General features: G+C 64.4%; 14 protein-coding genes and 1 pseudogene. 1 reads left to right on the plus strand and 14 read right to left on the minus strand.

The window, feature by feature from the left end; genetic code table 11:
- Positions 1-25 precede the first annotated feature (25 nt).
- Positions 26-439 carry a GNAT family acetyltransferase gene (locus C84B14_RS11010; protein WP_353224178.1) on the plus strand — a complete coding sequence of 138 codons (414 nt, stop codon included), beginning with the start codon at positions 26-28 and terminating at the stop codon, positions 437-439.
- Here C84B14_RS11010 and C84B14_RS11015 read toward each other — a convergent pair.
- From C84B14_RS11015 to mrdA, 14 genes and pseudogenes are all read right to left on the minus strand, one after another.
- The gene (locus C84B14_RS11015) at positions 436-1,992 is read right to left on the minus strand and encodes a class I adenylate-forming enzyme family protein (RefSeq protein ID WP_353224076.1); all 1,557 of its coding nucleotides are present in this window, start codon (positions 1,990-1,992) and stop codon (positions 436-438) included. The two genes, C84B14_RS11010 and C84B14_RS11015, sit on opposite strands and share 4 nt — an antisense overlap.
- 326 nt (positions 1,993-2,318) lie before the next feature.
- Positions 2,319-2,624: an STAS domain-containing protein gene (locus tag C84B14_RS11020; RefSeq protein ID WP_348765641.1), complete on the minus strand. Its 306-nt coding sequence runs from the start codon at positions 2,622-2,624 to the stop codon at positions 2,319-2,321.
- A 20-nt stretch (positions 2,625-2,644) separates the two neighbouring features.
- On the minus strand, positions 2,645-3,262 hold the full coding sequence (locus C84B14_RS11025; protein WP_353224078.1) for an MlaC/ttg2D family ABC transporter substrate-binding protein: 618 nt from the start codon (positions 3,260-3,262) through the stop codon (positions 2,645-2,647).
- Between the two features lie 186 nt (positions 3,263-3,448).
- A pseudogene (gene mlaD / locus C84B14_RS11030) lies at positions 3,449-3,904 on the minus strand (outer membrane lipid asymmetry maintenance protein MlaD); the annotation flags it as partial.
- 9 nt (positions 3,905-3,913) lie between these two features.
- On the minus strand, positions 3,914-4,699 hold the full coding sequence (gene mlaE / locus C84B14_RS11035; RefSeq protein WP_348765639.1) for a lipid asymmetry maintenance ABC transporter permease subunit MlaE: 786 nt from the start codon (positions 4,697-4,699) through the stop codon (positions 3,914-3,916).
- A complete protein-coding gene (locus C84B14_RS11040; protein WP_353224080.1) occupies positions 4,699-5,526 on the minus strand; it encodes an ABC transporter ATP-binding protein in 828 nt (275 codons plus the stop codon). Before C84B14_RS11040 ends, mlaE begins: the two co-directional genes overlap by 1 nt.
- Positions 5,527-5,577: 51 nt before the next feature.
- Positions 5,578-6,234 (minus strand): lipoyl(octanoyl) transferase LipB, encoded by a 657-nt coding sequence (lipB, locus tag C84B14_RS11045; RefSeq protein ID WP_353224082.1) that lies wholly within the window; start codon positions 6,232-6,234, stop codon positions 5,578-5,580.
- Position 6,235: 1 nt separating this feature from the next.
- A complete protein-coding gene (locus C84B14_RS11050; protein ID WP_348765636.1) occupies positions 6,236-6,502 on the minus strand; it encodes a YbeD family protein in 267 nt (88 codons plus the stop codon).
- Positions 6,495-7,340, minus strand: a complete 846-nt coding sequence (locus tag C84B14_RS11055; RefSeq protein ID WP_353224084.1) for a D-amino acid aminotransferase — start codon at positions 7,338-7,340, stop codon at positions 6,495-6,497. Before C84B14_RS11055 ends, C84B14_RS11050 begins: the two co-directional genes overlap by 8 nt.
- Before the next feature lie 88 nt (positions 7,341-7,428).
- Positions 7,429-8,574, minus strand: a complete 1,146-nt coding sequence (locus tag C84B14_RS11060) for a D-alanyl-D-alanine carboxypeptidase family protein (protein ID WP_293627799.1) — start codon at positions 8,572-8,574, stop codon at positions 7,429-7,431.
- 74 nt (positions 8,575-8,648) lie between these two features.
- Entirely contained in the window at positions 8,649-9,671 is a 1,023-nt protein-coding gene (locus C84B14_RS11065; RefSeq protein ID WP_293627801.1) for a septal ring lytic transglycosylase RlpA family protein, read from the minus strand.
- Complete coding sequence (gene mltB, locus C84B14_RS11070; RefSeq protein ID WP_353224087.1) at positions 9,668-10,687, minus strand: lytic murein transglycosylase B; 1,020 nt, start codon at positions 10,685-10,687, stop codon at positions 9,668-9,670. The genes C84B14_RS11065 and mltB overlap by 4 nt, the downstream gene beginning before the upstream one ends.
- On the minus strand, positions 10,684-11,802 hold the full coding sequence (rodA, locus tag C84B14_RS11075) for a rod shape-determining protein RodA (protein ID WP_293627805.1): 1,119 nt from the start codon (positions 11,800-11,802) through the stop codon (positions 10,684-10,686). Before rodA ends, mltB begins: the two co-directional genes overlap by 4 nt.
- On the minus strand, positions 11,799-13,637 hold the full coding sequence (gene mrdA, locus C84B14_RS11080; protein WP_293627807.1) for a penicillin-binding protein 2: 1,839 nt from the start codon (positions 13,635-13,637) through the stop codon (positions 11,799-11,801). The genes rodA and mrdA overlap by 4 nt, the downstream gene beginning before the upstream one ends.
- Positions 13,638-13,741: the final 104 nt, after the last annotated feature.

The following is a 13,741-nucleotide window of genomic DNA, read 5'->3' on the forward strand; positions in this document are numbered from 1 at the left end:
GGCTTTCAGGGTGGCGGGTTTTACGCTGCGGGCGTTCGCGCCCGATGACCTAGAGCAGCTGGTGGCCTTGTGGCAGGCCTGTGGCCTAACCCGCCCCTGGAACGACCCGTATCGCGATATCGAGCGCAAACTGGCGGTCGATCCGGAACTGCTACGGGTGGCCGAGCGGGCCGGCGAACTCGTTGCCAGCATCATGATCGGCTATGAAGGCCATCGCGGCTGGGTCAACTATCTGGCGGTCGCACCCGCATGCCAGCGCGAAGGCATCGGGCGTGCGCTCATGGCGCACGCCGAGCACCTGCTGCACGAGCGCGGCTGCCCCAAGATCAATCTGATGATCCGGGGCGACAACACCGAGGCGCTCGCTTTCTATCGACGCCTGGGCTATGTGGCAGACGATGCCATCCCGCTGGGCAAACGCCTGGTCGCCGACGACTAGCTTTCAGCGTAAATCCGTCGCAGATCCTTGCGCGACACCTTGCCAATGGCGTTGCGCGGTACGGCGTCCACCACGCGCGTATCGTTCAGGCGCTGGAACTTGCCCAGGCGTTCGTTGGCCCAGGCCTGAATCGCCTCGGCATCGATATCCGCACCTGGAGCGAGGGTGACGAAAGCCACGGGGGTTTCGCCCCATTGCTCGCTGGCCACACCGAACACGGCCACATCGGCCAGCGCTTCGTGCTCGCGCAGCACCGCCTCGATATCGCTGGGAAAGATATTGAAGCCGCCGGAGATGATGGTTTCCTTGGCGCGGCCGACGATGTTGAGAAAACCGTCCTCGTCGAAGTAGCCGATATCGCCGGTGCGGATGAAGCGGGCGCCGGTGTCGGGCTCGTACCATTCGGTTGCCCGCGTGCGCTCGGCGTCGCCGTGATAGCCGCGCATGATGAAGCCCGAATGACCGACGATTTCGCCCACGCGGGTGCGATCGATCTCGACGCCGTCTTCGTCGATGATGCGCAGCTCGTGGCCCGGCATGGGCTGGCCGACGGTATGCAGCTTGTCCGGATGCTCGTGGGCAACGAGCATGCAGCTGCCCCCGCCTTCGGTCATGCCATAGAATTCCAGCAGCCCGCCCGGCCAGCGCTCGAGCACTTCGGCTTTTACGTCGGCGCCGAACGGCGAGCTGGTGCAGCACTTGACCTGGAAGCTGGACAGATCGGTGCGATCGAAATCGGGATGATCGAGCAGGCGCCGATACTGCACGGGCACGAGCATGGCATGGGTGACGCGGTGTTGTTCGGCGAGCGCGAGAAAGCGTGCGGCATCGAATTTCGGCATCAATACCAGCGTGCCGCCCGCCGCCAGCGCCGGCATGAAGCTCACCAGCGTGGTGTTCGAATACAGCGGCGTGGATACCAGCGTGACCGAGGTTTCGTCGTAGAGCTTGACCACGCCGCCGGCGATCTGCGGCCAGCGCAGGCGGTTGGTATGCACGATGCCCTTGGGCGCGCCGGTGGTGCCCGAGGAATAGATGATATTGAAGATCGTATCTGGATCCGGCTCGACCGGGGTCGGCAGCACGCCATCGTCGGCAAGCCAGTCGTCGATGCCTTTATAGCGTGTGTCGCCGTTGATGCTGATCGTGCGAATGGCAGGGCGCGCCCCGAGCGCATCACAGGCATTGCGGCCGTAATCGTCGACGAAGGCGAACGTGGCGCCGCTGTTGTCGAGCATCAGCCCCAGGGCTTCAGCCGTGCTCGAAGGCGCCAGCGGTGCGAACGAGCCGCCGGCCCGCAGCGCGGCGAGCATGGCCACCACATAATCGATGGAGTTGGCGGCGCAAAGGGCGAGGACGTCGCCCGGTGCGAAGCCGTCACGCTGAAGCGCGGCGACGGCGCGGTTTACCACGCTGTCCAGCGCACCGAAGGTCGTGCTGCGCTCGGCGTCGATCAGCGCAACGGCGTCGGGTCGGCTGAGCGCGTGCTCATGAACACGGCCGGGCAGGGTGCCGAATTCGGCCATGGCCTCGGTGGGGGCGTAGCTGGACATGAAAGCTCCTCGTGCAGAGCCGGCTGTTCTGCGCCGGCGGATTTTAGTCGTTGTGCTGCGGAGTCTTGCACGCGGCCATGCCGATCGCAACGAAAGTGAAACCGTGTTTCGTTGGTTCGTGTGGCGTCGTGTCCAATGGCTCGGAAAATCGCGAGCGGGCCGGCAACTCAAAGCAAATGCGCGCCAATCGGGACGATCATTCGATAGGAGTCGCGCATTTGCTAAGCCGGCGCCTGCTACGGGCCGGGCGCGGCGCCGGTCCCGAGCAAAAGAAAGGGCCGCGCTAGGCGACCCTTTCTTGCAGTGACTCGATCCGCTGACAGGCGCTACGGCTTGGCCGGGCTTCTCAGGCGAATCACGTCGTTGAGCGCACAGAAATCGATGATGGCGCGCATCTGTGCCGGGGCGTTGATGAAGCTCAGCGACGCGTGGTTGGCATGGGCATCGCGTACCCATTCGAGCAGCAGCGCCACGCCGGCGCTATCGACGCGCTCGACGCCGGACAGGTCGATCACCGTTTCTTCCCCGTGCACGAACCAGTTTTCCGATTCGCGCAGACGGCGAGGTACGGTTTCCGCGTCCAGCTCACCCGAGAGCTGGACGTGGTCGGTGTGCGTATCCTGATCGGTCATGTCGAGCGCGCCGTCTGCGACTAGCTGCCGGTGTTGTAGCGCGATTCCATGCGCTCGATGAGCTGTTCGAGGCCGCCGTTGCGAATCTGCGAATTGAACTGCCCGCGGTAGTTGGTCACGAACGACAGATTGCCGACGCTGCCGTCGTAGATCTTCCATTCGCCATCGACCACGTGCAGCTGGAAGGTCACCGGCGTCTTCTGGCCGTCGTCGGTGGTCACGATCGCGCGGAAGGTGACGTCATCGGCGCCTTCGGCAGCACGCACGGGCTGGTATTCGATTTCCTGGCTGTCGTCGAAGCTGAGCAGACCGTTGCCGTAGGTCCGGATGAGCATGTTCTTGAAGGCCGTCTGGAAGCGGTCGCGCTGCTCGGGGGTCGCGGTGCGCCAGGCACGGCCGAGCACCAGCTGCGACATATACGGCAGGTCGACCAGGGGTACCAGTTCACGATCGATGAGCTGGTAGAGTTCCTGCGGATTCTTGCGCAGTTCGTCGCGCCGGCCTTCCATCTTGGAAAGCACCGACTGTACCGTTTCGCGAGCGAGCTGGTCGGGCGGTGTGGGGGCTGCCAGGGCCAGCGCCGGCACGAGCAGCGCCACGGCGAAAGCAGTAATCAGAGAGCGCTTAATGCGTAACATCGCGAATCCTCGCAGGGTTGTTCGACAGGAGTGTTCGAATGGCATCGAGTATCGCCGACAGCGATGAATCGAATCTGAATTGATTGTGCGCGAGCGAGATCGCCCGCCCACGAACTAGGGGGCGGGTAGGGCGTTGTTGCCGCTGCCACCGCCGCTCGAACCACCGCCGTTGCCGGAACTGCTGTCGTCCGAGCCCATGCTGGTCATGAACTGGCCGATGAGGTTTTCCAGCACCACCGCACCCTGGGTGATGATGAATTCGTCGCCGTCCTGCATGTTGTCCAGCGAGCCACCGGGGCCGATACCCACGTACTGCTCGCCCAGCAGCCCGGAGGTCAGTACTGAAGCGTCCGAGTCCTTGGGCAGCTTGTACTGGCTGCCGATACGCAGGCGCGCTTCGGCGCGATAGGTGTTCTGGTTGAGGCTGATATCGGCGACACGGCCCACACGGACGCCGGCCAGATTGACCGGCGCGCCAACCTTGAGCCCGCCGATATTGTCGAATGCGGCCACCACGGTATACCCGCCGTCCACATCGCTGGTATCCGCCAGGTTGCTCACCCGCATGGTGAGGATAAAGATCGCCGCGATACCGAGGCAGACGAAGAAACCGACCAGAAGCTCTACTGCACGAGACTGCATAGACGAACCCTAATTACTGCCGAAAAGCACGGCAGTCAGCATGAGATTGGCGCCGAGGATCGCCAGGGATGCGATGACGACCGTATTGGTGGTCGCGCGCGACACGCCCTCGGATGTCGGCGGCGCATGATAGCCCTGATAAACGGCGACCCAGGTGATGATCGCACCGAACACGCCGCTTTTCAGAAAGATGTTGACGATGTCTTCGCCGAAGTCGACGTTGCTCTGGATACCCGACCAGTACGAGCCGGCGTCCACGCCGAGCATGTCCACGCCCACGAAATAGCCGCCGCCCGCGCCGATGGCCATCACGCAGAATATCGAGGTCAGCAGCGGCAGGGCGATCACGCCGGCCAGAAAGCGCGGCGCGACGATACGTTTGACGGGATCCACCGCCATCATTTCCATGCCGGATAGCTGGTCGGTGGCCTTCATCAGGCCGATTTCCGCGGCGAGCGCGCTGCCGGCACGCCCGGCGAACAGCAAGCCCGTGACCACCGGGCCGAGTTCGCGTACCACAACCAGCGCGACCGACGTGCCCAGCGCCTCGGTGGCGCCGAAGCCCACCAGCAGACGGTAACCCGACAGGGCCAGCACCATGCCTACGAAGATACCGGCCACCACCACGATCACCAGCGACAGCACGCCCACCGAATAGATCTGCTCGACCAGCAGGCGCGGCTTGAGCAGCAGCGACGGCAGGCTCATGAGAATACGCAGCAGAAACAGGGCGCCGCGGCCCAGGTCGGCGATCCACGACGTGGTGGTGTTGAAACCGCGTTGCAGCGCACTCATCAGCGTTTGGCCTCGAGCAGGTCGTTGGCGTAGGGCTCGCTGGCCTGATAATGGAAGGGCACCGGGCCATCTGCTTCGGCGTGGATGAACTGCTGGACCCATTTGGAACTGGAGTCGCGAATTTGCTGCGGCGTGCCGTGGTCGATGACCGTGCCGTCGGAGATCACGTACACATAGTCGGCGATGCCCAGCGTTTCCTTCACGTCATGGCTGACCACGATGGCGGTCAGGCCGAGCACGTCGTTGAGCCGGCGGATCAGGCGCAGCAGTACGCCCATCGAAATCGGATCCTGTCCGGCGAAGGGCTCGTCGTACATGATCATTTCCGGATCCAGGGCAATCGCGCGCGCCAGCGCCACACGCCGTGCCATGCCGCCGGACAGCTGGGCCGGGTAGAGCGCGCGTGCGCCGCGCAGGCCGACCGCCTCGAGCTTCATGAGCACGATATCGCGAATCAGCCGCTCGGGCAGCTTGGTGTGTTCGCGCAGCGGGAAGGCCACGTTATCGAATACCGATAGATCGGTGAGCAGCGCGCCGGATTGAAACAGCATGCCCATGCGTTTGCGCTGATCGAAGAGCTCGTTCTGCGACAGCTTCGCCACGTGCCGGCCGTCGAAATAGACCTTGCCGGCGGCGGGGCGCCATTGGCCGCTGATCAGGCGCAGCAGGGTCGTCTTGCCGGTGCCGCTGGGGCCCATGATCGCGGTGATACGACCGCGCGCAATATCCAGATCCACGGATTCGTAGATCACACGCCGGCCAATGGTGAAGTGCACGCCGCGCACTTCGACCAGGTTGTCGGGTACGCCGTCCCGATCGTCAGCCATGGAGGTTTCTGGATTCATTGAGCATTACACACTTAACTTGCGCGCAGCCTATCAGATCGGCAAGGCACCGAGATGTTCCGCGGCACGAACATTTAAAGTGCGGCAGAGCTGCGTACTCAGATCGTCTGCCACCACGTCGAGCGACGCCGGGCCACCCAGCGCGGAAACCTGGGTCATGGCCAGGCCGTGATAGCCGCAGGGATCGATTCGCGAGAAGGGCTCGAGATCCATGTCCACGTTCAGTGCAAGCCCGTGATAGCTCGTGCCCTGGCGAACGCGCAGCCCGATAGAGCCGATCTTGGCTTCGCCCACATAGACCCCGGGTGCGTCGGGTTTGGCGAATGCATCGATATCGTAGCCGGCCAGCGTGGCGACCATGGCCTGTTCGAGCGCGGTGACCAGGCTGCGAATGCCGATACCCAGCCGGCGCAGATCCACCATGACGTAGGCCATGATCTGGCCCGGCCCGTGATAGGTGACCTGGCCGCCGCGATCGATCGGCACCACGGGGATATCGCCGGGCGCGAGCACGTGCTCGGCGCGGCCGTTCTTGCCCTGGGTGAACACCGGGGCGTGATTGAGCAGCCACAGTGCGTCGTGGCTCTGGTCATCGCGCGTTTCGGCGAAATCCTGCATCGCCCGCCATACCGGCTCATAGGGCTGGGGTGCCCAGCCGAAACGGGTGACCTCTATTAACGGGGCGGTCATGCTAGAGCGCCATCAGCACGGCGCTGTCATTGCTCAGATCGCCGTAGATCGCATCCAGCTGAGCCTGGCTGCGGGCCGTGATGTTGGCCGTCACCGCCAGATACTTGCCGCCGCGGCTGTCGCGCGCGCTGACCGCGCTGCGCTCGAGTTCGGGGGCGTGCTGCTTGATCAGCGTATAGATATGTTCTTCGAAATCGCCGGCATGCTTGCCAAAGGCCTTGATCGGAAACTCGCAGGGGAATTCGAGTAGGGTTTCTTGCTCAGTCATGGGGCATAGCTTGCAGCGCGGCGTGCATGCGCGTCCAGAGCGGTCCCGGTTTGCCGTTGCCCACGCACGCGCCATCGAGCTCGGTTACCGGGAAAATCTCGCGCACCGACGAGGTGATCCATATCTCGCTGGCGCGCTGCAGATCCTCTCGCAGAAGGGTTTCGACTTCGGCGTGCTCGACCTGCTCGCGCGCGGCGAGTTCGAGCACCGCCGCCCGTGTGATGCCGGGCAGAATGGTATCGCGCAGGGCTGGCGTGACCAGGCGATCGTCGATTACCGCGAATACGTTTGAGGATGTCCCTTCCTGGATACAGCCGTCGCGCACCACGAGTGCTTCGCTGGCGCCCTGTGCCCGGGCCTGGTCGGCGGCCAGCACGTTGGCCAGCAGCGAAGTCGATTTGATCGTGCAGTAGCGCCAGCGCGTATCGTCATGCGTGACCGCGGCGATCCCGTGCGCCAGTACGGCCGGGTCCACGGGCGCGCGACTCTGGCAGAAGGCCACCACCGTGGGCTCGATATCGTCGGGAATACGATGATCGCGCCTTGCCGGCGCGCCGCGGGTCACCTGGATATACAGAGAAAGGTCGCCGCCGCCATTGGCGTCGATCAAGCCTGCGATGATCTCGTGCCACCGCGGGCGATCGTAAGGGTCGCGGATACGCGACAGCCCCAGGCTGCGTGCCAGACGATCCAGGTGCTCATCCAGTCGAAAGCCCCGGCCGGCATAGAAGGGCACCACTTCATAGACGCTGTCGGCGAACAGAAAGCCGCGATCAAGCACCGATACGCGCGCCTGGGCCAACGGCAGGAACTCGCCGTTCACGAAAGCCGTGTTCATCCGTGCCACTCCCGGCCGGTCATGCCATTCGCTCGCACCGCAGGCCCGCCCGCCTGCGCGATTCGCAGGCGTAAGCCGGCGTTGCCGATCATTCGAACATCATCATCACTTCGTCGGTGAGCTGACGGAAGATGCCGCCTTTTTCGATGTCCTTGCCGGCGAACAGGGGCACCTGCGCAAGCGTCTTCGTGTCGTACTTGATCTCCAGCGTACCCAGGCGCTCGCCTTTCTTGATCGGCGCGAGCAGGGTGGACGGCAGCTCGGCGTTGGTGGTCAGCGCATCGCGCTGGCCACGCGGGAAGGCCACGTCCACCGCGCCCTTGGCGACCACGGGCAGCATGGTGTCATCGCCTTTCCAGACGCGTACTTCGGCGATCTGCTTGCCGGCGTCGAACAGATGGCCGCTTTCATAGAAGCGAAAGCCGTAGTTGAGCAGGGCCGCGGTCTGCGACTTGCGCGCATTGTTCGAATTGGTGCCGGTTACCACCGCGACCGTGCGCATGCCGTCCCGCTTGGCCGAGGCCGACAGGCAATAGCCGGCCGATTCGGTATGGCCGGTCTTGCCGCCGTCCACGCTTTCGTCGGACCACAGCAGCGAGTTGCGGTTGTACTGCTCGATACCGTTATAGGTGAACTTCTTCTCGCTGTAATACTTCTTGTAAAGTTCCGGGAAGTCGCGGATGACCGCGCTCAGCAGACGCGCGATATCGTGCGCCGACATGTAATGGTTTTCGTGCGGCCAGCCGCTGGCGTCCACGAAATGGCTGTTTTCCAGCCCCATCTCGCGCCCGTACTGGTTCATGTAATCGGCGAACGTCGCCTCCGTACCGCCGACATACTCGGCCAGCGCGACGGTGGCATCGTTGCCCGATGCGGTGATCATGCCGTGGAGCAGGTCATCGACCGAGACCTGGGTGCCCACCTCGATGAACATCTTCGAGCCGCCCATGCGCCAGGCTTTTTCGCTGACCGTGACCTTGTCCTCCAGCGAGATGTTGCCTTTCTTGATCTCGTCGAAGACGACATAGGCCGTCATCAGCTTGGTGATGCTCGCGGGCTCGATGCGCTTTTCGGCGTTCTTGGCCGCCAGCACCTGCCCCGAGTTGAAGTCGACCAGGATGTAGCTGCGCGCATCGAGCGTCGGCGGTTCGGGGATCGGCAGCGGCTTGGCCAGCGCGCTGGCCGTGACCAGGAGAAGAAAAACGAGATAAAGCAGGCGTTTCGCGTGGCTCATCGACTTCGGCTCTTTGACGGACAAACAAGGACGGTTCCGAAGCGCGGCAGTTTAGCGCTTCGAGGCCATTCGGGCTAACGATCGACTTCCTGGGCGGAAAATCCCTGCTCGCGCAGAATCTGGCGGTTCAGGGCACGGCTGCGTTCATCCGGATAAGGCCCGAGTTGAACGCGATAGATCGGTGTGGCGCCGCCGGACTCAACCACGCGCACCTGCGCAAAACCTGCATTCTGCAGGCGCCGGTTCAGACGCTGTGCATTGGTCGGGTTGCCGAAGGCGCCGGTCTGCAGATAGAGCGTGCCCTCGCTGCGATTCGCCGTCGAGGCGCCGGCCGCGGAGGCATTCGTACGATTGGCGACCTGGACGGCCCGGCCGGGCGTATTCGCGGCCGGCGTTGCGCGGGCGGGCGCCGAGGCCGGCGCGCGCGCACTCGACGAGGCGGGCGGCTGATTGCGATACGGCGGCGTGGCGGCGGCGACCTGCCGGTCGCTCTGGGCCTCGCGCTGCTCTGCCTTCAGGGTGGCGGGCGTAACCGTTTCGATACGCACCGGCACGCTGCCATGGGCGACCACGTCGAGCCGGCGAGCGGCCACATAGGACAGATCGATGATGCGGCCATCGTGGAACGGGCCACGATCGTTGACGCGCACGATCACCTGCTTGCCGTTGTCCAGATTGGTCACCCGCACATAGCTGGGTACCGGCAGGCGTTTGTGCGCCGCGGTCATCTTGAACATGTTGTAGGGCTCGCCGCTGGAGGTGCGCCGCCCATGAAACTGCTTGCCATACCAGCTGGCGCGTCCGGTCTGGGTAAAGCCGGCCGCGCTGGGCAGTACGTAATAGGTCTTGCCGAGAGCTTCATAGCTGGCCGGGTTGCCATAGCGTGAAGGTGGCTCGTCGCGGGGCACGGCGTCCGGTATCGCGTCGATATCGATATTCTCGTCGTCCGGCGGGCCATCGTTCTGGTAGTAGCCGCCGCCCTTGCTCGCCTGTGGCGAGGGCGAACCGGCGCTCGAGCCGCCGCGCGGCTGGCTCGCGCAGCCGGCCACGACCAGGGCCAGAAAGGCCAGTCCCAGCGTTCGGCCTGTGCTGATCATCGGTCCGTGTCGCCGCCAAGGGCGGCGTTCTGACGGGCGAAGGCGATTTCCTGGCCGAGCTGGTAGACGGCCATGGCATACAGCGGGCTGTGGTTGTAGGTGGTGATCACGAAGAAGTTGTTCAGCCCCAGCCAGTACTCGGTGCCCTGTGCGCCTTCGAACTGCAGCAGGCCGACCTGGGCATCATCGGCCGGCGGATCATCCACCCGCACGCCCAGCTGGTCGAGCGCGTCCCAGCGATAGGCGGGTTTGCGCTTGCTGCGTTCGATCTTATCGAGGTTCTTGTCGCTGCCGATCCAGGCGGGCAAGGCCACCGATTCGTCGCGCGCCCAGCCGTGTTCGGCGAGGTAGTTGGCCACCGAGTAGATGATATCGGCCGGCTCTTCCCACAGATCGCGCTTGCCGTTGTCGTTGCCGTCCACGGCATAGGCGCGATAGCTCGAGGGCATGAACTGGGGCAGGCCCATGGCGCCGGCATAGGAGCCGATCTCGCGGTCACAGGCGAGGTCTTCCTCCACGCAGAGCACCACGAAGTTTTCCAGCTCCTTGATGAAATAGTCGGCACGTTCCGGGTAATCGAAGCCGAGCGTGGCCAGGGCGTCGAGCACGCGATCACGGCCGAGAAAGGCGCCGTACTTTGTTTCCACGCCAATGATCGCGGCGATGATATTGGCTGGCACGCCGTACTTGGCGACCGCGCGGTCGAACAGTTCGCGGTGCTCTTCGATATAGGCCGCGCCCTTGCGCGCCCGTTCGGGCTGCAGAAAGATCGGCCGATAATCCGCCCAGGTCAGCGTGCGCTCGGCGGGTTTGCGCATGGTGGCCACGATCTTGGGCTGGTACTTGGCGTCTTCGAGCAGGGCGCGAGCCGCGTCGATATCCACACCGTCGGCTTTTTCCAGGCGTTCGAGCAGCGCCTTGCCTTCCGGGCGTTCGGCATAGTTGCCGGTCGCGGCCGTGGCGATCACGGGCGCGCTGGCCAGCGCCAGCACGAGCAGTAGAAGGGATCGTGTCATGTGGCGAGCAGTTTCCGATGGGTATGAATGGACATGAGAATGCCGAACGAGGCCAGCAGGATCACCATGGAGGTGCCGCCATAGCTGATCAGCGGTAACGGCACGCCGACGACGGGCAGCAGCCCGGCGACCATGCCGATGTTGACGAAGACGTAGATGAAAAACGTCAGGCTCAGGCTGCCCGCCGCCAGACGCTGGAAGGTGTCCTGGCTCTTGAGCGCGATATACAGCCCGCGGGCGACGATGAAGCAGTACAGCCCCAGCAGCGCCATCACCCCGAACAGACCCGTTTCCTCGGCGAATACCGCGAACACGAAGTCGGTATCCGACTCCGGCAGGAAGTTCAGGTGGGCCTGGCTGCCGTTGAGCCAACCCTTGCCGAACAGCCCGCCCGAGCCGATGGCGATCTTGGACTGCGAGATATGATAGCCGGCGCCCGTGGGGTCGCGTGCCGGGTTTAAAAACGTGAGCACGCGTTCCTGCTGGTAGTCGTGCATGTTGTACCAGAGCAGCGGCGCGGTCGCGGCGGCCACCAGCACCAGCAGCAGGATGATGCGCCAGCGCAGCCCGGCAAAGTACAGCGCAAAGCTGCCCGCCGCGGCGATGAGCAACGCCGTACCCAGATCCGGCTGGTCGGCCACGAGCAGCACCGGAACCGCTACCAGCAGCGCGGCCACGCCGACGTCCTTCAGGTTGGGGGGCAGGCTGCGGTCACGAAAATAGGCGGCCACGGTCAAGGGCGCGGCCAGCTTCATCAGCTCGGAGGGCTGAAAGCGCACCACGCCCAGGTCCAGCCAGCGGCGTGCGCCCATGGCGGTATCGCCCAGCAGCACCACGAGTACGAGTAGAAAGACGCCGAAGCCGAACACCCAGGGCGCGGCAACCCGAAACCACTCGGGCGGTATCTGGGCGACCACCAGCATGCCGAGCAGGCCGATGCCCAGACGGATCGCCTGGTTGATGACCACGGCGGTGGACTGGCCCGAGGCGCTGTAGAGAACGAACAGCCCCAGCGCGGCACAGCAGGCCAGCGCTACGAGCAGCTGCAGGTCGATGCGCCAGTAGACCAGCCATTCCGACAGCGTCGACGGCGCATTGGTGGCGTTGGCGCTCATCGGCCCGCTCCGGCCGATGCCTGCAGTACCGGCGGCTGACTGCGGAATGCGTCGATCACCTTGCGGGCCACCGGCCCGGCGACGCTGGAGCCGCCGCCGCCGTGTTCGACGAGTACCGCCACCGCGATTTCGGGATCGTCGATGGGGGCAAAGGCAATGAACAGCGCGTGGTCACGAAACTGGTGTTCGACGTCCTCGATATCGGGCGCGGCCTGGTTCTGGGTCAGCTTGGTCACCTGGGCGGAACCGGACTTGCCGGCGATCGTATAGTCCAGGTTCTGGCCCACGTAGTAGTGCGCGGTACCGCGGGGGTTGGTGATGACCTGTTCCATGCCGCTGATGATCACGCCCCAGTGCGAGGCGTCTTCCAGCTGGATCGGCCGCAGGGCCGTGGGCTTGGTCTGGTGCATGGTGCCGTCGAGCGGATCGCGCCAGCCGCCGAGCACGTGCGGTTTGTAGCCTTCGCCGCGTTCGGCGATACGGCTGGTCATCTGTGCGAGCTGCAGCGGCGTCGTCGTCATGAAGCCCTGGCCGATGATCGTATTGAGCGTTTCGCCGGGGAACCACGGCTGATTGCGGGTGCCGTTCTTCCAGGCGCGAGACGGCATGATGCCGGAATTCTCCCGGGGCAGGTCGATCCCGGTGCGCGATCCGAGGCCGAACATGGCGCCGTAGCGATGAATATTGTCGATGCCCAGCTTGAGCCCGAGCTTGTAGAAATACACGTCCGAGGAGCGATAGATCGCCTCGGGCATGTCCACCCAGCCGTGGCCTGAGCGTTTCCAGTCGCGATAGCGATGATTGCTGCCCGGCAGGGTGATGAAGCCGGGGCACCACACCTGCTTGTCGGCGGCGATCTGGTCGGTTTCGAGCCCGGCCAGCGCCATCACCGGCTTGACCGTCGAACCCGGCGGGTACTGGCCCTGCAGCGCGCGGTTGAACAGCGGTTTGTGCGGGTCGGATATCAGCTGCTGGTAGTTCACATGGCTGATCCCGTCCACGAACAGGTCCGGGTCGTAGCTGGGCTTGGACACCAGGGCCAGCAGCCCGCCCGTTTTCGGGTTCATGGCCACCACCGCGCCGTCCTGATCGCCGAGGGCGTCGTATGCGGCCCGCTGCAGGCGCGCGTCGATGGTCAGGAACAGGCTTTCGCCGGCCACCGGGCGATTCATTTCCAGTTCGCGCAGCGCACGACCGCTGGCGTTGGTTTCGACCACCCGCGAGCCCGGCTCGCCGTGCAGGCGCGATTCGTAGCTGTACTCGACGCCCGACTTGCCGATGTGGTTCGAACCGCGATAGCGCTTTTCATCCACGCGCCGCAGGTCTTCCACGGTGATGCCGCCGACATAACCCACGAGATGGGCCGAGACATCGCCCAGCGGATAGTGGCGGGTCAGGCCGGCGCGCACCTCCACACCGGGGAAGCTGCCGCGGTTGACTTCAAAGCGGGCTACCTCGCGCTGGCTGAGGTTCAGCCGTATGGGCACGCCGCGAAAGCGCGGTGTCTTGGCCATGCGATCGCGAAAGCGCTGTCGGTCGGCATCGCGTATTTCCACGATGCGCGACAGACGATCCAGGGTGGCGTCCACGTTCTCGACCTGCTCGGGCACGATCTCGAGACGGTAGGCGGGCAGATTGTCGGCCAGCACCACGCCGTTGCGGTCGTAGATCAGCCCGCGTACCGGCGGCATGACCTGTACCCGCATGCGGTTGTCCTGCGAACGGGTTTCGTAATAGCCGTAGCGCAGCACCTGCAGAAAACCCACGCGAAAGAGCAGCACGCCCACGAGCACCATGATCACCGCGCCCGCCACCGCGGTGCGCAGCAAAAACATGCGCCGCTCGGCCGCATGGTTTTTGATCGCGTTATCGGAGACCATGCGGCGTTGAAAACTCCCGTGCCCCAAGGGCCTGCATTAATCTATTGAAGTATGACCTG

The sequence above is a fragment of the Salinisphaera sp. C84B14 genome (assembly GCF_040361435.1).
Classification (GTDB): domain Bacteria; phylum Pseudomonadota; class Gammaproteobacteria; order Nevskiales; family Salinisphaeraceae; genus Salinisphaera.

Bases quoted from the DNA above. Each gene is read 5' to 3' on its own strand.
- C84B14_RS11065 (WP_293627801.1), bottom strand. From the start codon at position 9,671: ATGATCAGCACAGGCCGAACGCTGGGACTGGCCTTTCTGGCCCTGGTC.
- C84B14_RS11020 (WP_348765641.1), bottom strand. From the start codon at position 2,624: ATGACCGATCAGGATACGCACACCGACCACGTCCAGCTCTCGGGTGAG.
- C84B14_RS11050 (WP_348765636.1), bottom strand. From the start codon at position 6,502: ATGACTGAGCAAGAAACCCTACTCGAATTCCCCTGCGAGTTTCCGATC.
- mltB (WP_353224087.1), bottom strand. From the start codon at position 10,687: ATGACACGATCCCTTCTACTGCTCGTGCTGGCGCTGGCCAGCGCGCCC.
- C84B14_RS11060 (WP_293627799.1), bottom strand. From the start codon at position 8,574: ATGAGCCACGCGAAACGCCTGCTTTATCTCGTTTTTCTTCTCCTGGTC.
- mrdA (WP_293627807.1), bottom strand. From the start codon at position 13,637: ATGTTTTTGCTGCGCACCGCGGTGGCGGGCGCGGTGATCATGGTGCTC.
- C84B14_RS11025 (WP_353224078.1), bottom strand. From the start codon at position 3,262: ATGTTACGCATTAAGCGCTCTCTGATTACTGCTTTCGCCGTGGCGCTG.
- C84B14_RS11055 (WP_353224084.1), bottom strand. From the start codon at position 7,340: ATGAACACGGCTTTCGTGAACGGCGAGTTCCTGCCGTTGGCCCAGGCG.
- mlaE (WP_348765639.1), bottom strand. From the start codon at position 4,699: ATGAGTGCGCTGCAACGCGGTTTCAACACCACCACGTCGTGGATCGCC.
- lipB (WP_353224082.1), bottom strand. From the start codon at position 6,234: ATGACCGCCCCGTTAATAGAGGTCACCCGTTTCGGCTGGGCACCCCAG.
- rodA (WP_293627805.1), bottom strand. From the start codon at position 11,802: ATGAGCGCCAACGCCACCAATGCGCCGTCGACGCTGTCGGAATGGCTG.
- C84B14_RS11015 (WP_353224076.1), bottom strand. From the start codon at position 1,992: ATGTCCAGCTACGCCCCCACCGAGGCCATGGCCGAATTCGGCACCCTG.
- C84B14_RS11040 (WP_353224080.1), bottom strand. From the start codon at position 5,526: ATGGCTGACGATCGGGACGGCGTACCCGACAACCTGGTCGAAGTGCGC.